This is a genomic window from Dyadobacter sp. NIV53, assembly GCF_019711195.1.
GTDB lineage: Bacteria > Bacteroidota > Bacteroidia > Cytophagales > Spirosomataceae > Dyadobacter.
This window is the reverse complement of sequence record NZ_CP081299.1, coordinates 2,022,944-2,047,051: the sequence shown is the minus strand read 5'-3', so window position 1 is coordinate 2,047,051 and position 24,108 is coordinate 2,022,944. Positions and strand designations below refer to the sequence as shown.

The following is a 24,108-nucleotide window of genomic DNA, read 5'->3' as shown; positions in this document are numbered from 1 at the left end:
CCTGCTGACATGAAAAGCTTTGTTTTAATACTGCTGTTTTCCATTTTGGTTTTTCAATTCCCAGCTTATGCGCAGATGGCTCCCACTCCCGAGGTAGTCTCTCTTGACAGCCTTCAGCACCTTGTAAACACCCATCCAAAAGAAGATACTGTAAGAGTCAACTTACTGAACACACTCGCTCGTTTTTGCTTTTATGATTTGCAATATAAACGAGGAATTATAAACACCAAAGAGGCACGTAAGGTTGCTCAAAAAATCAATTACCGCCGAGGTGAAGGTTTGTATTTACGTGCATTATCTGTAATGAATTCAGGCACACCGCTATCATTTTATTTTGAAATACAAACGCGTTGGTTTTATGAGCGTATTGGTGAAAAGGAAATAGTCAAAAGAATGATACTCAATGATCTGGTTCCGGTAAATTGGAATAAAGCCGGTGCAGAACTCTTTGCAGCGCTCAACTATGCTGAGCAACAACAGGACGTGGAATTGACTGCAATGCTTTGTCAGATTATTCGTGAAATGTATTCACGAACAAAAGAATATGATAAGTCTTTAATCTATGCAGACCGCGCACTTCAACTCTTCCAAAAAATCAACCATCCCAACCTTGAATTTTGCTTGCTGACGTCGAAAATGAGGACCTTGAATAGGATTCAAAAAGTGAAAGAAGCGAAAGCCGTAGAAACACAACTCGTACGTACGCTTGTTCAACAAAAAGATGTCAGAGATAAGGCTCTGCTCAGTCACTTGCTGGGAACCATATATTCCACGCAAAATCAACAGGCTCTTGGGCTTGAATATCTTTTCAAAGCCAACGCTCTGCTTGAACAATCAGGTGAAACACAGTTTGCTCCGGAGGTCCTGATAAGCATTGGCTATGCATTTAACGCATTAACTATGTATAAAAAATCTGCTGCTTACTATGCCAAAGCGATACCCTTGTTGGACCACATCAAAAATTATCCTCTTTCAGCTATTTATGTCTTCACTAACCTCACCTATTTGAGTATTAAATTAAAAAATTTCGACGAGGCAAATCTTTATATCAAACAATACAATGAAATAGCGAATAAGTGGAAGTATAAAAATGAGTATTTTGATCATGAGTCCCGGGGAGAGATACTCATGTATCAAGGAAATCCCCAGGAAGCTATTCCGCATTTCCATCTTGCCAATGCAGTCTATAACAAGACGAATAAAGCCAAAAATGGTTTTGATTTCGCGAATCTCTATATAGGGCAGTGTTATTTGGCATTAGGAAATTTCAAGGAAAGTATCGCCTACGGAGAACTGGCGTATGCAGGCTCATCCAACATCATGATGCAGGAGCTACCAATAAAATCCAGTTTATTGCTGAGCGAGGCTTATGAAAAAGCGGGACAACCGATGAAGGCGTACGAATACCTCAAAAGATACCGAGCTATTATGAAGGCAAATGATGAGCAAGATCTTGCCGGTCGTTCTTCAATGGCCGAAATAGAAGGTATTGTTCAAAAGAGCGAGCAGGAAAAGGCTGCTTTGGAACGCGAAAAGCTAATAAAAGAAGCAGAAAATCAAAACCAGCGCTGGTGGCTGATCACAGCCTCAGGCATTTTGATTTCGGTATTTGTGGTGCTACTCGTACTATATCGCAACAACCGTCAAAAGCAACTGGCCAACATGCTGTTACATCGCCAAAAAGAAGAAATCGATCACCAGCGAAGCAAGGTCGAAAATGCATTAACCGACCTGAAAGCAACACAAACCCAACTGATTCAGAAAGAGAAACTAGCGAGTCTCGGCGAACTGACCGCCGGCATTGCCCACGAAATTCAAAATCCACTAAACTTCGTCAACAACTTCTCCGAAGTAAGTACAGATTTAGTTGAAGAATTAAAGCAAGAAGCTTTGGCCGGCCATACGGATGATGTGTTGGCGATTGCTGACGACCTGGCGCAAAATCTTCAAAAGATCACGCACCACGGCGGACGCGCCAGTAACATTGTTAAGGGTATGTTGGAACATTCGCGAAGTGGTTCGGGTGAAAAGCGCCCTACCGATCTGAATGCACTTTGTGATGAATATCTCAAGATTGCCTATCACGGACTTAAAGCAAAGGATAATTCCTTCAACTGCGAGTTGGTAACTGGGTTTGACCATGATTTAGGTAAGGTTAACGTCGTTCCGCAGGAGGTTGGGCGGGTACTTTTGAATCTATACAATAATGCATTTTACGCTGTGAAGGAGCGTGGGGCTTTGGGCAAAGGGCAAGGGTTGGATTATCAGCCAACTGTTTGGGTCAGTACAAAACTGCTTGATAATAAAGTGGAGATTCGCGTTCGGGACAATGGTAGTGGTATTCCCGAATCGGTAATAGACAAAATTTTTCAGCCTTTTTTCACTACCAAGCCTACTGGTGAAGGAACTGGTTTAGGTCTGTCCCTAAGTTATGATGTAGTCACTAAGGGGCACGGCGGAACGCTCACTGTGGAGAGTGAGGTAGAGAGTACAACCGAGTTTTTGATTCGATTGCCTATTGTATAAATCAATATATCCATGAAAACTATACTTACTAGTTTCTTTTTGGGATTGAGTTTGATCCAGGTGTTGGCTCAGGATACTACGCTGACGCTGACCACGAAAATGTTTAATTCCGATCAACTCATTAATCTGTCAGCAATGCAGGGCTGGGTTTTCAAAGCAGGCCATAACCCGGACTGGGCCAAATCAAACACGAATTCAGCCAACTGGCGCAGCTTTAAACCAGTCGACATATCCGCCAAAGACGCAGATAAAAACGGAAGATTTGAAGGCTGGTTCCGACTGAAATTGAGGCTGGATTCTACATTTAATGGCATGTCATTACAGGCTCAGAACGGGAGCTGGGTTGCCACAGAAGTGTATGTGGATGGTCGGCGGTTGGCCTCTTTTGGTAATACCGGTACGAACGGACAACCTTACAAGGATCACTACTTCATCTATCAGCCCTCCATTCCCATACAGCTGGTTCCCGGACAAGTCCATCTGGTCGCTGTTCATATGGTGGATTATGTATCTCCATTTTCCTATTATTCGGGACCAAAACTAAAGTCAGAAATATTCGAAGGCACAAGACTGATTGTTCAGCTAGCCGGTCCGAATAATTCTTCAATTGCACTATCCCTTCTCAAGACAGATGTAGGATACGCCACTTTATGGTTCGTCACATGGCTTCTTGTAACGATCTGTTTCTGGTTATTATCCTGGCTGAATTTCGCAGAAAAACATACAATACGGTTGCTGGCCGCTGTCGGAACGTTTGCTTCAATTTCAAATCTGGGCCGCCTGCTTTTTTTTGTCAATTCGTCGTTCACTGTTTTTTTCGGGCAATTCTTTATTATCATCATTTGTGCGTGGCTAACGTTAAGTCTGGTGATGCTGGCTTTGATGAATATTTTCGGCTATCGAATCAAGCGCCGTTGGTCTACCCTATTGATCCTGGCATCTATTGCCGGAGCTGAACTGGATAGATACGTAGCCGATGACTCGGTTATCTCCGTTGCTATCCTTGCCCAGCAAATATCCATTTTGTATTTAATAATATCCTCCTGGAAACGACTGCATGGCGCTCAATGGGCAATAGTCGTCGGAGCTTTAAGCACTTTTGTGTCTGCTTCGGTATATGCGGTCTTCGTCTTTACTAACATAAGTTTCGATTTTAATCTGTTGTACACTATTCTCTTGCTCGGCTTACCGATTTCGTTTCTGATCTATATTGCTCTTCGGTTTAAAGAGATTCTTACCGAGGTAAGGAACAAGGCGGACGCGATAGTGAGAATGACTGAGGAGAAGCGGGCAATTTTAGAAACTCAAAACCAACTGCTTGAACAACAGGTAGAAGCCAGAACGACAGAACTAAAGGCCTCCCAGACCCAACTCATTCAAAAAGAGAAACTCGCCAGTCTGGGTGAACTCACCGCAGGCATCGCCCATGAAATTCAAAACCCATTAAACTTTGTCAATAACTTCTCAGAAGTGAGTAACGATTTAGTTGAAGAATTAAAGGAAGAAGCCTTAGCTGGACATACTGACGACGTGTTGGCCATTGCCGACGACCTCGCTCAAAACCTGCAAAAAATCAGCCATCACGGCGGCCGCGCCAGCAGTATTGTTAAAGGCATGCTGGAGCATTCCCGCACGGGTACCGGCGAACGGCAACCTACGGACCTTAATGCCCTGGCAGACGAGTATCTGAGATTGGCCTATCACGGACTGAGACGGTCGGAAGGCCGCATCCCCGGCGATCCGGCTAAGGACCAAACTTTCAATGCGGATCTCAAAACTGACTTCGACCCGAATTTAAGCCGGGTTAATGTCGTGCCGCAGGAAATGGGACGTGTTTTACTAAACCTGTACAACAATGCATTTTATGCTGTGAAAGAGCGTGGGGCTCTGGGCAAAGGGCGGGGGTTGGATTATCAGCCAACTGTTTGGGTGAGTACGAAGCTGGTTGACAAACACGTTGAGATTCGCGTTCGTGATAATGGGACAGGTATTCCGGAATGGGTAAAAGCCAAGATTTTCCAGCCTTTTTTTACGACCAAACCCACGGGCGAAGGGACAGGACTGGGACTGAGCCTAAGTTATGATATTATTACAAAAGGACACGGTGGAACAATTGAGTTAAACTCTGTCGAAGGCGACGGAACTACTTTTATTATAAAATTACCTATCAATATTTTATAAAATGAAAATTAATCTCATTGCATTTCTGCTTGTTTTCTTGTGTGCAAGGTATGTGCAGGCTCAAACGGTTGTTAAGCCATACACTGCCAAAATTGACAGTATTCAATTGTTGTTGAATAAACGGTCTGCTGCCGATACATTACGAGTGGTACGGCTTTATAATCTCGCTCAGGTTTGCTTTAGGGATTTGCAATTTAAACGTGGATTAATTGCAACCAAAGAAGCTCGTGCTTTGGCAAAAAAGCTTAGTTTCCTCAACGGTGAAGGGCTTTATTTAACGACTATGAGAGAACTCAATGATGAATCTTTTTTGGGGTTTTATTACAATTATAAGGCTATTTGGTTTTATGTAGACAGGCACGAGCCTGTTCCTGAGAAGAGCCTGAATCTTATAGATTCACAAAATACGGATGTTGAAAAATCGAACAAAGAGTTAATGGCCGCATTAGCCTACTTTGAGCAAAATTCTGATGCAGAAATCGCCGCAAATATTCTTCTCCTTCTTAGTTACAATTATCGTGTTTTAAAAAAGGTTGATTCAAGTATGACTTATGTGGAGAAATCATTTAAGAAATTTCTGGAAGCCAGACAACCCATGACAGCTTATTACGTATTAGCCTACAAAAGTTATTTTTTAGAAAAAAATGGACAGACACAGGAGGCCAAATTAGCCGAAGGAAAAGTAAACAAGTTTATAACCGGCAATCCAGACAATCGGGAAATTGCCTTAATTCATCATGGTGTTGCAAATTTTTATTTTGCGAAAAAAGATTTGCCCTTGTTTTTTGGATCAACCTCAAAGGCGAATTTACTATTGGAGCGGTTAGGAGAACAGCAACTTAGACAAGTTATCCTCGAAGGATTAGGCAACACCTATGCTTATTCATTAGACGTGCCAAATAAAGCACTGGATTATTATCTCCAGGAAAAAGCAATAGCCGAAGCAATCAACGATAGAGCAAACTTACCGTGGGTTTATCACAAAGTAGCTTTTATAATGACAAAATTAAAAAGGTTTAACGAAGCTATCCAATATGTTGAGAAGGCAAAAAAAATAGTGGATACTTCTCCTGATTCTGACCAAAATAAAAAAGATTTAGCACAGCACTATGATGCACTTGGGCAGATTTTGATGGGGAAGCAGAAATATCAGGAGGCTATATTGAATTTCGAACAGGCTATCGAAGTTGATAGCGGTTTGGGGGTTAGAAGTATGGCTTTTTACTTTAACATGTATATTGCCCAGTGTTATCAAAAGATTGGTAATATCAAAGAAAGTATCAAATATGGCTTACGAAGCTATGAAAAAGCCTCTGACGGAAGTTCTGGTGATGGGCCATTTGTAACGCAAAAAGTAAGTCAGTTGCTATTTGAAAACTATGATAGCTTGAACAACCTCTCCGAGGCATTCAAATATCTTAAGATTCAAAACGAATTTCAGAAAGAAACTGAGAAGCAAAATACTTCAAATCGTTTGGCTGAAATGGAAATTCAATCTCTTGTCCAAAAAAGCGATCAGGAAAAAAATCGCCTGGAACAGGCACGGTTGGTAAAGGAGAAAGAAAACCAAAATCAGCGATGGTGGCTTTTTAGTATTGCAGCCGCCTTGTTCTCAGCGCTGGTCCTGGCTGCCATATTCTACCGTAACAACCAACATAAGCAAAAAGCTAATACTTTACTTCACCGCCAAAAAGAGGAAATAGATCGCCAGCGAGGCAAAGCGGAAAGCGCACTCGGCGAACTGAGAGTCACCCAAACCCAACTCATCCAAAAAGAGAAATTAGCAAGTCTGGGCGAACTCACGGCAGGTATCGCCCATGAAATCCAGAACCCGCTAAACTTCGTGAATAACTTCTCGGAGGTAAGTGCAGATTTGGTCGAAGAATTAAAGGAAGAAGCCCTGGCTGGTCACAAAGAAGATGTACTGGCCATTGCCGAGGACCTGGCTCAAAACCTGAAAAAGATCGGCTACCACGGCGGTCGGGCCAGCAGTATTGTCAGGGGTATGCTGGAGCATTCCCGTACCGGCACCGGCGAGCGGCAGCCTACAGATTTTAATGCCTTAGCCGACGAGTACCTGCGATTGGCTTATCATGGAATCATTGCCAGGGATAAGAACGAGTCGGCCGGTCGGTTCAATTGCGAACTGGCAACTGATTTCGATCCTGATCTGGGTAAGATCGATGTTGTGCCTCAGGAAATGGGACGTGTTTTGCTGAATTTGTACAACAATGCCTTTTATGCCGTGAAGGAGCGGTGGGCTCTGGGCAAAGTGCAGGGGCTGGATGGTCAGCCCACTGTTTGGGTAAGTACCAAACTACTTGATAACCAGGTTGAGATTCGCGTTCGGGACAATGGTACTGGCATTTCAGAATCAGTAAAAGCCAAGATTTTCCAGCCTTTTTTCACGACCAAACCTACGGGTGAAGGTACAGGACTGGGATTGAGCTTGAGTTATGATATTGTGACCAAGGGCCATGGCGGCTCTATGACAGTAAATAGTATTGAGCATAAAGGGACTGAATTTATTGTCGAACTACCATTAGTCTGAATTTATGAAAGGATTTTGTACCTCATTGTTACTGTGGACATTTTTGGTATCTGCCGCAAACGGACAGCGTTTCCAGATTGATAGCCTTACGAGCCAATTAACAAAAAAACAACCAGATACGAGCCGGATACTGACGATGATCCAGCTGGCTAACGTTTACTCTGACAAGTGGCCCGATTCGAGCATACTGATTATTGAGGAAGCGATTAAACTGGCTCAGCGGGCCAATTATACTGTTGGCCATATGCGGGCAGCGTCGACGCTTTCAGGAATGATTCGATACAGAGGGAACCTGCCTAAAGCGCTCGCTTCTGAATTTGAAATCCTGAAAATGGCCAGGACTGCCCATCACCGGCTGGCAGAATGGGGCACGTTAAACAATATCGGAAGTATTTATGGCGATCTGGGGGAAAATAGACAGGCGCTTGCGTATTTTTTTCAAACCCTGGCAATTGCTAAAGAGATATCCGCGCCAAAACATATAGCATTTGTGCTGCCTAACATAGCAAATTCATATATTAAATTAGGCCTGTTGGACTCTGCTCAACTCGTCAATCAACAAGCTTATCAGCAACTCCTCAAAGCTCCCGACCGGTTACTGGAGGGGAGGATATTAATAAATTCTGGCCGTATAGAGGTATTAAAGGGAAATACATCTCAGGCTTTACTATATTTTCGGAAGGCTTTACCAGTACTGACAATTCGTTACGGTAACAAGATGAATAATGCTTATGTCCTCTCTATGAATGAGTTAGAAATGGCGGCTTTGTTTGATAAGCTCCAACTAACCGACTCCTGTTTATACTATGCACACCGGGCCTTGATGACGGCTCAGGATAAAATTAAGCTACATACACTGAAAGCAAGCAGTTTATTGGTCAAGCATTATAAAATCAAGAACCAGATAGACAGTGCCTTCTATTATCAGGAGATTGCCCGCGCTGTTAGTGACAGTTTATTTGGCCCGGAGAAATTTCGGGAGTTGCAAAAGTTACTTTTGGCCGAACAGCAGAACCAGCAAGCACTAATAACGGAACAGGAAAGGTATCAAAACCGGATCCGGACTTACTTGTTGATTACCGGATTAGGCGTCATAGGGCTTATCGCACTATTTTTATTGAGGATTAACCGGCAAAAGAACAAGACTAATCAGCAATTAAATGAGCAGAATGAAGAAATCGACCGCCAGCGCAGTAAAGCGGAAAAAGCGCTCACCGAACTGACAGCCACACAAGCCCAGCTTATCCAAAAGGAAAAACTTGCCAGTCTGGGAGAACTCACGGCTGGTATTGCCCATGAAATCCAGAACCCGTTGAATTTTGTCAATAATTTCTCGGAAGTATCAGTCGAGTTAGTCACTGAACTGGAAGACGAGCAGCAAAAGTTAGATCGTGACACAGAGTTGGAAGTCGAACTGCTAGGAGATTTAAAGCAGAATCTCCAAAAGATCATCCACCACGGTGGTCGGGCAAGTAGCATAGTTAAAGGAATGCTGGAGCATTCCCGCACTGGAACCGGCGAGCGGCAGCCTGCCGACCTTAACGTTCTGGCTGATGAATATCTGCGATTGGCGTATCATGGGTTTATTGCCAAAGATAAAGCTTTCAATTCTGATCTGAAAACAGAGTTTGACCCGTATTTAAACTTTGTTAATATAGTGCCGCAGGAAATTGGGCGGGTGTTGCTGAACCTGTACAACAATGCTCTCTATACTGTTTCAGAAAAGATAAAGAAACAATCCGGGGCTTATCAGCCCACTATTTGGGTAAGTACGAAGATCATTGACAAGCAAGTTGAGATTCGCGTTCGGGACAATGGTATGGGTATTCCGGAATCGGTAAAAGCCAAAATTTTTCAGCCTTTTTTTACAACCAAGCCTACCGGGGAGGGTACTGGTCTTGGGCTAAGTTTGAGTTATGATATTATCACCAAGGGGCATCATGGCACGCTGACAGTCACTAGCCGGCAAGGACAAGGATCCGAATTTGTCATCACTTTACCGGCTATTGCCTAATCTTATGAAATCACTTTTAATCCTTTGCCTTTTGTATTTCATCGGGCTGGACACTTTGGGACAGTCTGTTTTACGCATTGACAGCTTGCCGGCAAGTGGAGTGGTCCTGAATAAAGGTTGGAAATGGCATTCAGGGGATAATCCTATGTGGGCCAAACCAGATTTTGATGATTCCCATTGGGATACGCTCAACCCGGTTCAAGGTATGAACCACTTGAACCGATTGCCCCGGCAGGGAATTGGCTGGCTACGAATCCGAATGCGAATAGCTCCGAATTTACGGGGGCAAAACGTAGGCCTGAATATCTTACAGGCCGGTGCAACACAAGTCTTTATAAATGAAAAACTTGTTTTTCAAAACGGAAAAATTAGCCTCCAAGGGCGAGTTAAATCAGGTAATATTTACCAATATAACCCACTTATTACTCTAAATGCTGATTCCATACAGGTGATCGCGGTCCGCTACGCTTTTTCTCGCGATCGATGGCTTGTGCACATAGTTCCCAAGTCCTTTCTGAGAATAAAACTGATGACAGCTAAATCAGCAGAAATAGGGGAAGCACAACTAGTATTTGCCATTATTGGAGAATTTGTTCTTTTTGGTGTATTTCTGTTTCTGGGTCTCTTGCAACTGTTGCTTTATGCAGCTTCCAAGGATCAACGGTCGGCCTTTTCACTGGGTTTATTTCTTGTTTTTCAGAGTGTTGTTCACATCATGAATGGAACTCTCGATGCGTCCTGCTATTTATTTCAGCGCATTGAAGTAAGCAACATACTTCCTGTTGTTGATACTTTATACGGCGTTTTTATAATAGCCATTGCTGTTTCCTCAATTTATTATCTGTTGGGAATCTATCAGTATTTTGGCCAACCTCGAAAAGCACCTTTCTGGATAATTGCCACAATCACATTTGCTACAATTCCCGGAGCTGTCTTTTTAAGTGATCCTTACAGTTATCTTTGTCAGTTTATTCCGGGCTTTATTATACCTTTTTCTGAGATTTTACGGGTTGGAATTCTCGCTATCAAGCGTAAGCAGCAAGGGGCCAAACAATTTACCTATGCTCACAGCTTTGTGCTTCTTGTCTTTATTAGCTGGACAGTGAGCGAATTTTTGCCATTTGTCAGCAACTTTTTGTCGGAGAATGGCCTTTATCTGTTTAGCATAAGTTTCCTGGCGCTAGGCTTGACCATTTCGCTGTTACTGGCACAGGAGCGGGCTGCAATCAACAAAATTCTTCGCAAGCAACTCTTTGACTTAGATATCCTTTCTCGGAAAACCATTTCCCAGGAGCAGGAAAAGCAGCATTTATTAGCTACCCAAAATGAGCGGCTTGAACAACAGGTCGAATCCCGCACGGCCGAGTTAAGGGCATCACAAGCCCAGCTTATCCAAAAAGAGAAACTTGCCAGTTTGGGAGAACTCACAGCAGGTATTGCCCATGAAATCCAGAACCCGTTGAATTTTGTCAATAATTTCTCGGAAGTAAGTACGGATTTAGTTGAAGAGATGAAAGAAGAGATATTGGCTGGCAATACGGATGATCTGCTCGCAATAGCGGACTACCTGTCTCAAAACCTTCAAAAAATTACCCTTCATGGCGGCCGCGCCAGCAGCATTGTCAAGGGAATGCTGGAACACTCCCGCACTGGTACAGGCGAGCGGCAATCCACGGATCTGAACGCATTAACGAACGAATATCTGCGGTTGGCTTATCATGGGCTAATGGCGAAAAATAAGAACAACACGGCCAATCCATTCCATTGCGAATTGATATCCGACTTTGACCCAGATCTGGGCAAGGTTGATGTCGTTCCGCAAGAGATAGGGCGTGTCCTGCTGAATCTGTACAACAATGCATTTTATGCTGTGAAGGAGCGTGAGGCTTTGGGCAAAGGGCTGGGGGTGGATTATCAGCCAGCAGTTTGGGTAAGCACCAAACAGTTTGACAATCAGGTTGAGATTCTTGTCCGGGACAATGGTACAGGTATTCCGGAGTCGGTAAAAGCCAAAATTTTTCAGCCATTTTTTACAACCAAACCCACAGGCGAAGGTACCGGGTTAGGTTTGTCACTGAGTTATGATATCATCACAAAAGGGCATGGCGGAGCGCTGCATGTAAATAGTACAGAAGGCGAAGGAACAGAATTTACCATCACTTTACCGGTCCTGGTTTAATCATCCGTCATGAAACTAACCTAGCTTTCCATAAATACTTTTTAACCCTGAGACCGTTCTCTATCAGTTAGTTGATTGCACCTGGCCTGGTAAAACCAGATGCGTTTTGCTGGTCTAATTCACTCTTGAGTTTCCTGGCGATTTCGGGATATTCAGTTTACGTGGGCGGTTTCTGAAAATATCTTGTTATAAATTAAAACAGGAAGAATTTGTTCGTTTAATAAAAAAGTGCGCTTAAATTACATTCATGAACAAAACGGAATATGACGCGGTGGTGGTTGGTTCCGGTCCAAACGGACTGGCGGCGGCTATTACCATGCAGCAGCAGGGATTGTCGGTTTTATTGCTGGAAGGTAAGGATGAAATTGGCGGAGGTATGCGGTCGAAAGAATTGACTTTGCCCGGTTTTGTTCATGATGTTTGTTCGGCAGTGCATCCGATGGCCAGTCTCTCTCCGTTTTTCAAAAGCTTGCCTTTAAAAGACTTTGGCCTGGAACTGATACAGCCCGTGTATGCAGCCGCGCATCCTTTTGACGATGGTACAGCCGGGCTTTTGCTCGAATCACTTGAAGATACAGCCAAAGGATTGGGCGTTGACGGAGATGCATATTTACATTTTATCAGGTCGATTGTCCGCGATTTACCCAAACTTCTTCCCGAATTGATGAGCCCGTTTCCAATGCCCCGTTATCCGCTGGCACTTGCAAATTTTGGCTTGAAAGCCCTGCCGCCTGCGACATGGAATGCCAGGCGTTTCCAGACAAAACAAGCCAGGGGAATGTGGGCCGGAATGGCTGCTCATGCTATTCAGCCACTCGAAAATTCGATCAGTTCCGCGATTGGCATCATGCTTATGAGTGCGGCACACGTAAGCGGCTGGCCCATTCCAAAAGGAGGTTCCCAGTCGATTGCCGATGCGTTGTCGTCCTATTTTCTTTCGTTGGGAGGAGAAATAGAAACAGGTTTTTTTGTAAAATCTTTAAAACAGCTGCCGTCTGCCAAGGCCATTTTGTTTGATGTCACACCTCGGCAGCTCGTGTCTATTGCAGGTGAAAAATTCAGTTCATCCTACATTTCCAGACTTAATAAATACCGATATGGAATGGGCGTTTTTAAAGTTGACTGGGCTTTGGATGAACCTGTACCTTTTACAAATCGGGATGCCCGTCAGGCAGGAACCGTGCATATCGGTAATACGTTTGAAGAAATTGCCCATTCCGAAAAAATCACATCGCAGGGAAAACAATCGCAAAAGCCATTTGTGCTTTTCGCCCAGCCGGGTATTTTTGATGCCAGCCGCGCGCCAATAGGCAAACAAACCGCCTGGGCGTATTGCCATGTGCCAAACGGCTCACAGGAGGATATGACGAATGCCATTGAAAATCAGATCGAACGTTTTGCACCTGGTTTCAGGGAAAGAATTATTGGCAGGCACACCATGAATTCTATGGAAATGGAAGCTTATAATCCTAATTATATTGGAGGAGATATCAATGGAGGAATCCAGGATGTCTGGCAGCATTTCGCGCGTCCGGTTTTAAGTACTTCGCCCTACCGTACCTCTGCCAAAGGTATTTATATATGCTCCTCATCGACGCCTCCCGGCGGAGGCGTTCACGGCATGTGCGGTTATCAGGCGGCCATGAGGGCAATGAAAGATTTGTTCTAATTGGTGTTTCCGATCGTTAGGGACGGTGATCAGGTAATTTAAGGAAAAACAGTACCTGGCTTTTTTTGGTGAGGGGATGTTATGGGATTCGAAGAGCAAACTTGGGCATACAAGGTCAAAGTAATCCCCCAACTTATTAGCCGTGGGTCGAAACAGGTAACGGAATATCCAGTTAAAATTGCAGATATCCGGATTATAAAATAAGGCCGGCAAGTCAAAAAATAGAAATTGTGGCTGTCCTCCGCTATATACATTAATCCCTCAATGGATAAAGATGGCCTTGCCCTCAATATTGATATGAATAATAATCAACAGGATATTGAAACGGCGAAACAAGTTGCCTTATATTTCCGGCGTGGACAAAAAGAGATGAATGAAATTACAGATCAGATAAAATCATCCGTTTCAAAATGGCAAAAACTGGCAGGTGACATAGGGATTTCGAGGGCTGAGCAAATGCTGATGGCAGAGGCTTTCAGGCTGTAATGTTTGATCAGGTAAAACTTCGGAATTGCCCGGAAAAGGTATAGTGAATCTTGTCGGCCCCGCATTTATGCTTGTAAGAATTTTAAAATTGAACAGATATTTTTTAAGGGAATTCTTGAAAGAAAGATTAATATCTTGATTCTGAACTTATCTTCTCACAGAATATCCGGTTGACCCTCAAATAGTTGCAAAACGCTTCGGGTTATGACGGGATGGTATTGATTACTGGCCGGTTTGTAAATTCCCTGGTTCTCCATGCAAGAAAAGTGCATCATCGACTTGATACCGTAAGCAGTGCGGGGATAAATGTTACCAATATCCTTTACAATTCTTCCCCTAAATTAGTCCAAAAGTACTATTTCGGGTGCATCAGGTGGATGGTAATTTTGCAGCCTGAACTTTTTAATATTGCTTGCTCAAAACAAAGCTTTTATAGCAATCCAATCTGAGAATTGGCTGCGTGTATATTACAGGGTTCGGATGTTAGGGAGCCTTTTGTTCATTTAATCATTTTTAGTACTGCGAAAGCTCTTTTTCTGCCCTTTCAGGCAACAGGAATGTTTTTGTCTTTATCAAATGAAGTATTATGAAAACAAATCAATTCATTAAGACCCTGTTTTTTCTGCCTGGCATTTGCTACCTGACGGAGTTTATTGTATGGTCATTATTTCCAAAAAGTCATTTGCTGAATGCATTTCTGGGCGGGTTGTGGACGCTTGGACAAACAGGTATTCTGGTGATCCTGCCCAATTTGTACCGCCGGAAAATTGCAGGTGGAAGCAAATGGAAAGCACTGGGCGTAACCACTGCCGCAGCTGGTGCAATCTCTTATTCAATCAATTACGTTTTTGGCTATTGGCTAGATATGAACACCAGAATGTTCCTGCCGCTGGGCGCGCTCCTCTCCGGTATCGGTATGCTGGTTACAGGCATTCAGGTACTTATTGGCAAACGCTGGCCGGGTATCAAAGGCAAATTTCCGCTGATCGTAGGGTTGTATCCGTTCCTGGTAATGTTCCCTCTGCTCATCATTACAGGCCATCCGGACCTGGCCGCTATTATGGGATGGGGGATTCCCTGGCTGGTACTGGGCTTTGGAATGGCAACGGATACTGCCGGCAATAAATCAAACATAGCAGGCAGGTATTCAAAATTTGATATTAATCTCAAAACCTAGCTATCTCCAATACATCAAACCGAAGTAACCTTCCCGGAGGAGATAACAGCGGTTCGCGTTTTCTCTGGATCCAGTTGATTGGTTTGCCATTCATGTCGCGGGCCAGCTGCCAGCGCCTGACGAGCTCAATTCCGTTGCTGGGAATGGCAAGCGGGTTTATAATGTGTTTTGTTCCAGGTACTTCCGGTTGTAATACCTCGGCAGTGGGCAGCGGCATGGCAACAGGTTTCTGTCTGGAGAAATCCGGTAACCCTTGCTGAACGAGGTTTCTTACCACTGCATCTTCATTTTCATCGATTTTGTATGGATACCAAAAAGGTGCGATGCCGATTGCCGGAACGTAGGCGTATTCGGCTTCCTCGCCCGGCAGTGTGCTTCCGGAGGGAGTGCCGGGATTAAATCTGTCGCTATTTTCGTCTGTGGTATCATTCTTGGCTGAACCTGCATCGCGGCCATCTACGGTTCGTTCCACGGCCCACATGAGGTTGGATTGTTCATCCATGCCAAACTGTACTCTTTCCAGGGGAATACTTTCCAGCGGAAGCTCGGCTACATGCCACAGTACGAGATCCTTATCTTCAAGTCCGTCTACTTTAAAAAGTTTCCATTCTTCGGGTGGCTGTAAGCCAGGCCAGCGTAATTCATTAGCGGCGTTCACTTCAGTGTTATCATAGGAACGTCCAAAAACGTCGGTTATGGTCAAGGTATCAATCGCGATAACATTGCCGGCTCTGGCCAGGACCGGAAATAAAAACCAGTCGTCACTGTGTGAAAAAATCAGGTCAGTAAGTACGGCAGTAGGGGTATGTGCGCTGTCAGGGGCATAACCACCCATATCAACATTAGCGTTTTCAATTTCCCACCAACGTGAGTTCGGAGCTCCCGGATACTGTAATGCCGTCGGAATCACCTCGCCCTCCGCAGGCAGCGTTTGTGTTTCTATATTCGCCGGGGTGGCATCTACTGAATACCAGTCCAATATTCCTCCCTTATGCCGGTTGACCGTCAACTGATTCTTGTTGCATTGGAATGCATTTTCAGTGGTTTGCTGATATAGCAGTTCCCGGCTGTTCCAGGCAGGCGTACTATCAGCGGGGATATTTGCATCAAATTCTTCATCCGCTATGCCCAGTTCTGCACGGATTTTCCAGGTGGCCAGTCCATCGAGCTGATTGATGAAATGTTCATATGGCGCCGGCGGACTTTTAAAAAGCAAATCTGCCCTGCCTTGCACCGCTGCATGTGCTGACAGTTTTTTGCCAATGCGCACGCGCCGCCCCGTTGTCCACCAATCAAAAAGCTCGGATTCGACTATAAACTCGGCTGGGGTTTCCTGAGGATCAAACCGGCTATCGGCGGCTTTGATCAGGTGGCTGTTCATCACATATTTGACCCACACCGGGGACGATGCATTTTCTCCCTGATGCTCACCCATTTGCCATTGCCGACCCAGAAACCATACCGGATCGTGGATTGAGGCCGAAAAACCGGCTTCCAGATTGATTTGATACGAGAGCGGCTCGAGCCGCCAGTAATACTTTAAATTGCCAGCCATATACAGATTGTTCCGATGATGAAATTACTGAGTAAATAAAGGACCGGATTCAAGCCAGACACGCGTTGGGCCGAAAGCCTTGAGCCACATCGCTGAAGACAACAATTGCAGGTCGTCCAGATCCTCGGATCGGGTCATACGTCCCTGGGCAAGCGTGCGTGTCTCTTCCACAATCTTGAACAATAAATTGGTGTCCAGCCGCTGCCGGGGTTTAGGTGGAACGGCCAGAAGAATAGCCTGTTGTGCCCTGGCCGCAGGCGCATTAAAGCCAAAAGCTGCGGATGTTTTGCGTTGTGGCATCGGTATCGCCTCATTGAAAGAGTCTATCAGGCCGGCTGCGATTTTCTCGCTGGCCCAGGTTTCTGCGGGACCATAGGCAGCTACAAACCGCTCCATTTTCATTTTAACAACTGACTCCGTATTCCTTATGCTCAGATTTTCAGACACTGCGGCGGTTCGCCAGGGATCATTGGGAGAATTGGTCCAGGACACCAAGGAATCAGCCAATTCCAGTTGCAGTGCCTCTAGTCTGGCCAGGTTGGACCTGACCGAAGCTGTTACAGTCAGCCATTCTTCCTCGATATTTTCACTCTGAGCTGTCACAAGCCTGGTATTGGCGACAATACCATCTATATTCCAACCCGCCAGGATGACCAGCCTTGCATTGGGTGAAGCCAGATTGGCGATCGCTCTGGCTAGAGAAGGCACACCATCAGGCTTGCCCTGTACTTTCAGATCATTATGGTTCCCGATAGGGGCGCCAATCTTGTCCTGTCCGATCATGTCATCGGGATGAAACGAATTTTTTAAGCGATTTTCCAACGCAACCGCAACGTTTTCGGCCAATACCGTCAACGGCGTTGCGCCTTCCCTTAATTCCACTCCCAGTATTGCGGTCATCCATGCTTTCTTGTCGGCAGGATCTGAAATGGGCACGATGCCCCAGGGCAGCGCCTCACGTATTGCTGCAGCAAGATCCGCATCATCCTCAGTTCTTAGTTTGGGAACCAGCGCCAGGGCGATGTTATAAATGGATGCATACCTCTGGAGCATTTCACCATATATACCCGTATCCACCGTTGGCGGCGATTTTTTATTTTCTCCCAAATCCCGCCCGGATGCTGGCCTGCTTCCAAGGGCAGCGACAAGTTGCTGGGCCAGCTGATGCTCCCGGGGAGCATCAATTCTTACCTTTGGAATACCTGAAAATTGGCGGACTGCCTGATTTATTTCTTCTTCTTTATCCGGAATTTCACCCAGATTGCTCTTGTCTGCTAATCCCAGCACTTCATTGTACTCATTTTTTACCACCCACAACTGCAGGTCATCCGGCACTGTTTCTTTTATCACAGAATCGGCAGGTACAGCGAGCTTATTCCGGACTGATGCTGCTATTTCGTCTTGCCCGGTCATATTGTCGGGATCCAGTTTTAATGTAGCAAGGGTGGCCGTACCAAGCAGGTTATCGGCTGCATCAAAAGCACTCCATTGCCGGTTGCCGGACTTTGTAACAAATGCAATCGGAAGATTTAACTTATACCGGACCATTTCTTTCAGATCGTCGTCCGACATAGCCAGCGTATCGATAGCCGACAAACCGATCATAGCCAGATCTGCCACACCAAGTATTGTGCCGTCATCTTCATTGATTGCTGTCCACGACCAGTTATTGCCCATTTTATTTTCAAGAAAAGCAGCAACGGAAGGATCAGCAAGCCGGATTGGGTTAAGATTTCCGACGATTTCATCTACTGAAACAAATGGCAGGGCAGATAAAACAATACTTTCCAGCTGGTAACCGGAAGGTGGTGTACGGATAAACTCAAATGAAGGCGGGCGGGAATTTCCGGCTGCCGCATCCATCGTTTCGGCTGCCCGGTCGGTCTGGCGGTTAATGAGCTGCATTACACCGTCGCCCATTAATAAGTCGCTATAAGTATCCAGTGCGTCTTTTAACTGATTCAATGATTTTGTCTGATCACCGCCCATCGGAAAATTTGCGTCGCCGGCAAGTAATCCGTCAAGGGCCTTTTTCCCCTCGCATACTTCGTGCCGGTCTGTGCGCTCATCACGCATGGGATATTTTAGTCTTAATTCCCTGATCTTCTGTGGATGCGCAACTATATTTTCCACATGACGGCCGACGATCTCATAAAAAGAAAAACCAAGCCGTACCTCCTCAGCGATCTCTTCGGCCAGCCGGACTTTTTGCGACGTAATATTCATTTTCCAGATGTTCTCACCGCTTTGGTTGACCACGGCAGTCCGGGTTGAGGATAAAAACTTATCCCGCATGATCAGCGCCGCCAGCGTCTGGCTATAAGATGGCGTATGCAATAAGCCGGCTTGCGTCGGCCCTGGTGTTCCGATAAAAGGTCCGTCTAACCAGCCGTAAACACCCATTCTGTGGATATGCCTCGAACTGCTGCTATGCTCCTTAAGCCTTTGCCATGCAAAACCCGTCACCCAGGGATCGATCCTGTTGGCTGCGGTATCCAATGTTGCGGAAAATGCTCTTTCCCACTGCTTTAATACCGGATCAGGAATGTTTAGTTTGAAGCGCAGCTCTTTTTTTACCGGTTCTTCTTCCTTTTCAACCCATGCTTCCGGTTCAAGTTCTTTCGCGATGGTGACGGCTTCTTTCACATGCGCTACTGTTAATTGGCTCAAAGAAACATTGTGAATGTCGTTGCGAAGCGATTCATATGCATTTTGAGTAGCATATACCAAAAGACGGATGAGTAATGAATCGGGCAGAGAGGCAAGCCGGAAGTCCGCCACCTGATTTCGGAGCACATTGAAACGACTGAAAAGACTATCCAGGGAATAATCCGTCATCGGCTCGTTCTGATCAAAACCAAAAAGAAGGACGATCAGATCGGATAAGGGAAAATGCTCACGGCGATCGCCATTAACGTGTTTGTATAACAAGTAATTAGGCCTCACCAGCGGCAGGCCGACAAAACTGGGGTCACTTTGTGAGACATAAATATCATCCGGCAGATTACCGCCCATGACATCGATCGCGGATTTATAGCTTGCCAGTGATATTTCAGTAAAGCGGTCCCGCTGAGCCGCATCAAGCCGGAATAATGCTTTATGAACCTCACCTGAAATAAAAGGGCGCTTCATAAAATATTGACTGGTAGCATCTTGTCCCAATAATTCCAGGAATTGGGACGAAGTCTTACCCACCACATTTCTTTTGTCGTGTCCAGCATCGGCCAAACGCGTCCTGATCGAATTCATCGATTTCACAATCCGCATTTCCTCGTTGGATTGCGCCGCTGTTTCGGGATCGACAGCCATCGGCGTTTCCCACAATTCCAACGAAGTGACAGGTAAAATACCATAGGGCTGGTCGCTGATGCGTACAGGCATAAGCGGCCCTTCCGGGCAAAGGTGTTCAAATGCCCAATGTGCACGCCGGTATGCTGCATCACCCAGGCGCCATATTTCGTGCAGCGAATGCCCCCAAAGTCCTGGCCAGAGTGCTTTTACCAACCGCTGACTCAGCTGTGTATCATCCTGGGCATCAGCCCCGGGGAAAAATGGAATACTGTTACTGTTCCCGGTAAAATGTAATTGGAGCCGGCTGCCTGGCGTATCCGGGTCAGGTGAGGGATTGAGTTTATTTTTTACTCTGGCCTGTCCTACTTTTTGCCAATCGATCGGGGTTCCGCTTTCTTTACCCTGAATGCTGTTGGTAGCATCCCCTAATCGAATGATACTTAATTCTCCGGAACCGGACTGAGCTGCAAAATGTGCATCAGGTGTTTCATCACCTATCCCAATCACATATAAAGCTTTAATATTCCCGGGATTAATGCCTTCGGGCAGATGGAACTCATCGCCCATCCCCAACGACCTGGCCGCTTCCCAATTGGTAAGCCAGCTCTTCTTTGGATCTTCATTTTTCGAGAGAAGTTCAAGGGTCAGCTTGCTATTATCAATCTTTAAATTTTCATCCTTTGGTAAACGACCGACTAAATGGTGATCGGTTCCGGCAATTAAACCGGCCGTGACTGCAAAAATTTTCAGCTCCGGCGGAATTCCTCCAACTCGATTGGGCTGGGGAAATTCGGGCATATCTGCGGGTAAATTCAGTACAATTTGTTCATCCTCAACAAGTACCTCCACTTTCGATACCAGCCAGGCTGCACGCTCGGGCCTGATGTGAGATGTGAGTCGTTTCCACGCAATGTTGGCGACATCTCCAGCCAGCCAGGTATCGCTCACACCTCCCGGCTGCCTGACTGATTGCCAGAATGTTAGCAATGATTTTTCTTCGTCACTGCTGATAAACTCACTATCCCTGCAAATCGAAGCTTCGTCGGGAACGACCCGGATAGACAATTTCCAGCGTGTTGGATCGTCATTTTGTTCGGAAACAGGTGCATCAAATAATGTTTCGAGCCTTACAGGAAGCATTACACCGACTTCATCAAAAGGATATATAACTGCATCGATGCCATTTTTTAACCAGATATGATGTGCCGCCTCAACGATTTCAGTAAGCACCTTTTCGTCTCCATCGACGGCTCCTAAAACTTTTTCCAGGTAGTCCCCGGGCGGATTGGCGGTTAGGTGCGGCACGCTGACCAGGCTGATCGCCGACACCTGGACGTCCGTCAGAATTGTAGAAACACCAAGGGCGACCAGCACAGGGTCCTGGTTGATCAGGGCTTTGATCAGTATAAAATTCTGCCATATCCAATCTGCTGCAACCGCTTTGTAGGTCTCGTCTGTCACCTCCCAGGTATCAGTTTGCAGGATAGCCAGTTCAGTTTCCAGGGCTAGGCGCAAGTCGGCTTGTTCTTCTGACAGGACAGCGATGGCATCCGTTAGCTTCTGGCGGCGGGAGTCGCGGTAAGTATAGCTTTTCATGGCAGATCAACTTTTAATAATGAACCACTTCTTGCAACTCTCGTAGGTGTATCCAGTTCGATTTTGGCAAATGCGGCACTTGTTTTTTTAAGATGGAGCGGATCATTAATATCAAAAGCGTTATTGTTGCGGAACCGCAGTTCTGCGGCCGGCTCATCCAGCACCAGCCAGTATTTTTCAACATCCTCGGGATTGACATCAAAAATAAAAAAGGTGATCTCCGGCGTAATTGACCCAACAAAAACCGGTCCGTAGTAAGCATTGTGTGGCTTGGCTTCCTCCTGATCCAGGATTGGTACGGCCTTTAATAAACCGTTCAAAATTTCACCGTCTGGATCGATTTCAGGATCCCTGACCAGATATACCAATGTCGCCGGGTATCTTCTGAAAAGGCTTGTCCGGAAAACAACTACTAACCGGCTTCCGGTTGTATTTCCGGGATCTTCCGGCTGGATTGTTTGGTGTGAAAGTGCCCCGATGTTATCACCGGGAACCTTTGCCCATTCCGCAAAAGGTTGAATATCGGCACTTCTGAGGCCTGTAGTATAGTTGACCTGCCCCCAGAACATGCGTAGTGGCGTGCACGACCGGTCGACAGCGAGGTCGCGCCAGCGCATTTCGCTCATGAACTGTGCATTAATGCCCATCATAAAGGCATCGATGAACGCAGGATTTGTCTTCATACCCAATACCGCATCTTTTTCCAGGCCATTTACACCAGGCAGCAGCCATTCCTTATCATATTTCTGTAATAAATCCCAGGTCGGAAAATCAATGCCAACTTTGAATTCCGGTCGGATCAGCCTGCTGCAGTCCACGCCTGTCAGACGCGCGCAGAGATTGCGCCTTGCCGGGGCATCTGCCTGTCTTGGGTCAAGAACGGTGAAAAGCAGGTCTGAAAGTTTGTCCAGGTCCACCGGTTTTTTATCCGGTATCATGGGAGGTAAAAAAGTAGCGAGCATGTCATTACAAAAAGTCTCCCGGTTGGGTACATCCGAATTGGCAACCAGCGCCGAGCAGGGCATGAATGCCCGGCAGGCAACGAGCTCTTGCCACAAAAGATCAATAAAAAGTTGTTTTGAAATATCCTCCTCCAAAACCCTTTGGAAGAATGTATCCGTTCCCCCGGGCTGTGACTGGCCTATTTTAATTATCGTCATCCTGCCCTCACAAGGCATTTGATTCGCGCTTAAAAGCGTTTGCAGCAATTCCGAGAGTTCGTTGAACATGGCGTTGGCCTGGTCGTTACGGAATACCGGAATATCCTGTTCGAGCCCGGCCTGGCGCATGTCATCTCTCTTCCTCCGGTACGACTGGCACAACATGTTCAGCGCCTCGATAACAGTCTGCCAGATTTTGGAAATCGCTTTCAGGTCAAGGTCAAATAATTCCTCCGGCGTTTTAATACCCATTTCAGCAGCAATGGCATCTATGTGAGGAAGCCCTTTCGGAGCACGCTCAGGTAAGGGTTGAGGCTGGTTGGCAGCATTTAGTACTTCCGTGCGACTGATACTCCCGTTGGCCCCGGTAATGTGTTTTGTCTGTGCGCTTCTATCGCGGATGATACGTTGGGCAGCACTCGAAAAAACAGCGGCAGCAAGGGGGCTGGCAGCGGTGACTTTATCCAAAACGAGCCCGCCTTCTGTGGCGAGCATACGTCCCATCATCGGTCCTAAAATACGAAGCCTTTCATTTTTATCAGTAGGCAAATGGCGTGTCCACAAACTTCCCGCGCCCATCAATCCGAATGCCATATTATTAATGCGCTGGCCGGCCTCACGTAATGCGCCCGCCTGTTTTACTGCCGTAGCCATCAGGTCTTCCTGCGCTTCTACCCCCATCCATTGACCTATACCTGCGAGCCCGCGAAAGCGCGGGTCATCATTCATATCCGTCGGCCAGCCGGCTGCAACCTCATCAGGGTCTGCCAGCCACGGACGGCCGTATTCGGGGAGGCCGATGGTATCCGGAATATGATCGTTCAATATGTCAAGATCAGCACGGACAGTTGTGATACTGGCTGCCTGATCTGGCTCTTCTGATAAAGAGGTTATAGCTCCGCGGATTTCGAGCTGTTCGTTGACATGCACATTATCCTCTTCAATATTTCTCCGGTAATAGAGCCTGGCTTTACCAATATCAGCCGCGGCAGGCTTGTGAAGCGCAGCGGCCAGTGTTTCAAAATCACCGGCTTCGGCGGTCATAAACTGCCAGAAATGAAACGCTGGTAAAATGCCTTTTTTACCAAAATTCCTTGTGACAGTTTCTTCTCCTCCTGCCACCGCTGCGGCGGTGACGTTCCACATATCCTTTCCCTCATCATTAAAAGCGGGTACCAGCACCGCAACGTATTGATGCTGCGGCAATAATCCTGCTTTACCTTTCAATCCGCGCGGAGATAGAATACGCCCTGTTTCTTTAATCCCATCATGCTGAACGTGCGCCCACAAATGGGACTGCGCCAGATTATGCTCCCGGAAAACCTGATCGTTTGCATTGGCTATTCCTCCCGCCACTTTTATTTCTTCTGCCGTACCGACAAGTAAAACCATCCACGGACGCAACTGATCGTCTTTTAAGGGTTCAGGTGTGTACCGCCAGGGCAGGCTGGCTTCAAAGAAATCGATGTGGACCAGTTTGGTGGTTTCGGCATCCCGGACAAATGGCGCAGGTGCCATGTGTTTGATGGCGCCGGGTTTTAATCCAGCCACATCTGTCGCTCCCATGAGCGTAATGACAGGTTCGCCGTTTGCGCTGTCCGCGGTTTTTGTATCGGTTAAAACGATGGGTATATTAACCGTCAGCCGACCAGCAATATTACCCGAGATGTGATCAAATAGCTTCGGCCGCTGCCACGATTTGAAAGTAAGTTCTTGCGCCATA

At 46.1% G+C, this 24,108-nt stretch carries 11 protein-coding genes; 8 read left to right on the top strand and 3 right to left on the bottom strand.

Features of this window, described 5'->3' with window-relative positions; genetic code table 11:
* Positions 1-9 precede the first annotated feature (9 nt).
* From KZC02_RS08340 to KZC02_RS08305, 8 genes are all read left to right on the top strand, one after another.
* Positions 10-2,526 (top strand): ATP-binding protein, encoded by a 2,517-nt coding sequence (locus KZC02_RS08340; protein ID WP_229254077.1) that lies wholly within the window; start codon positions 10-12, stop codon positions 2,524-2,526.
* 12 nt (positions 2,527-2,538) lie between these two features.
* Positions 2,539-4,707 carry a sensor histidine kinase gene (locus KZC02_RS08335; RefSeq protein WP_229254075.1) on the top strand — a complete coding sequence of 723 codons (2,169 nt, stop codon included), beginning with the start codon at positions 2,539-2,541 and terminating at the stop codon, positions 4,705-4,707.
* Position 4,708: 1 nt separating this feature from the next.
* On the top strand, positions 4,709-7,258 hold the full coding sequence (locus KZC02_RS08330; protein WP_229254074.1) for an ATP-binding protein: 2,550 nt from the start codon (positions 4,709-4,711) through the stop codon (positions 7,256-7,258).
* 4 nt (positions 7,259-7,262) lie between these two features.
* A complete protein-coding gene (locus KZC02_RS08325; protein WP_221393679.1) occupies positions 7,263-9,272 on the top strand; it encodes an ATP-binding protein in 2,010 nt (669 codons plus the stop codon).
* A 4-nt stretch (positions 9,273-9,276) separates the two neighbouring features.
* Positions 9,277-11,451, top strand: a complete 2,175-nt coding sequence (locus tag KZC02_RS08320) for an ATP-binding protein (protein ID WP_221393678.1) — start codon at positions 9,277-9,279, stop codon at positions 11,449-11,451.
* Positions 11,452-11,698: 247 nt separating this feature from the next.
* On the top strand, positions 11,699-13,120 hold the full coding sequence (locus KZC02_RS08315) for an NAD(P)/FAD-dependent oxidoreductase (RefSeq protein WP_221393677.1): 1,422 nt from the start codon (positions 11,699-11,701) through the stop codon (positions 13,118-13,120).
* Between the two features lie 297 nt (positions 13,121-13,417).
* A complete protein-coding gene (locus KZC02_RS08310) occupies positions 13,418-13,606 on the top strand; it encodes a hypothetical protein (RefSeq protein WP_221393676.1) in 189 nt (62 codons plus the stop codon).
* Positions 13,607-14,192: 586 nt separating this feature from the next.
* Positions 14,193-14,783, top strand: coding sequence for a hypothetical protein (locus KZC02_RS08305; protein ID WP_221393675.1), 591 nt, complete (start codon positions 14,193-14,195; stop codon positions 14,781-14,783).
* Here the strand turns inward: KZC02_RS08305 and KZC02_RS08300 are convergent.
* The 3 genes from KZC02_RS08300 to KZC02_RS08290 are packed head-to-tail and all read right to left on the bottom strand — an operon-like array spanning position 14,773 to position 24,107.
* On the bottom strand, positions 14,773-16,338 hold the full coding sequence (locus tag KZC02_RS08300) for a hypothetical protein (protein WP_221393674.1): 1,566 nt from the start codon (positions 16,336-16,338) through the stop codon (positions 14,773-14,775). The two genes, KZC02_RS08305 and KZC02_RS08300, sit on opposite strands and share 11 nt — an antisense overlap.
* Before the next feature lie 24 nt (positions 16,339-16,362).
* On the bottom strand, positions 16,363-21,225 hold the full coding sequence (locus tag KZC02_RS08295) for a hypothetical protein (RefSeq protein ID WP_221393673.1): 4,863 nt from the start codon (positions 21,223-21,225) through the stop codon (positions 16,363-16,365).
* The gene (locus tag KZC02_RS08290; RefSeq protein WP_221393672.1) at positions 21,222-24,107 is read right to left on the bottom strand and encodes a hypothetical protein; all 2,886 of its coding nucleotides are present in this window, start codon (positions 24,105-24,107) and stop codon (positions 21,222-21,224) included. The genes KZC02_RS08295 and KZC02_RS08290 overlap by 4 nt, the downstream gene beginning before the upstream one ends.
* Position 24,108 lies beyond the last annotated feature (1 nt).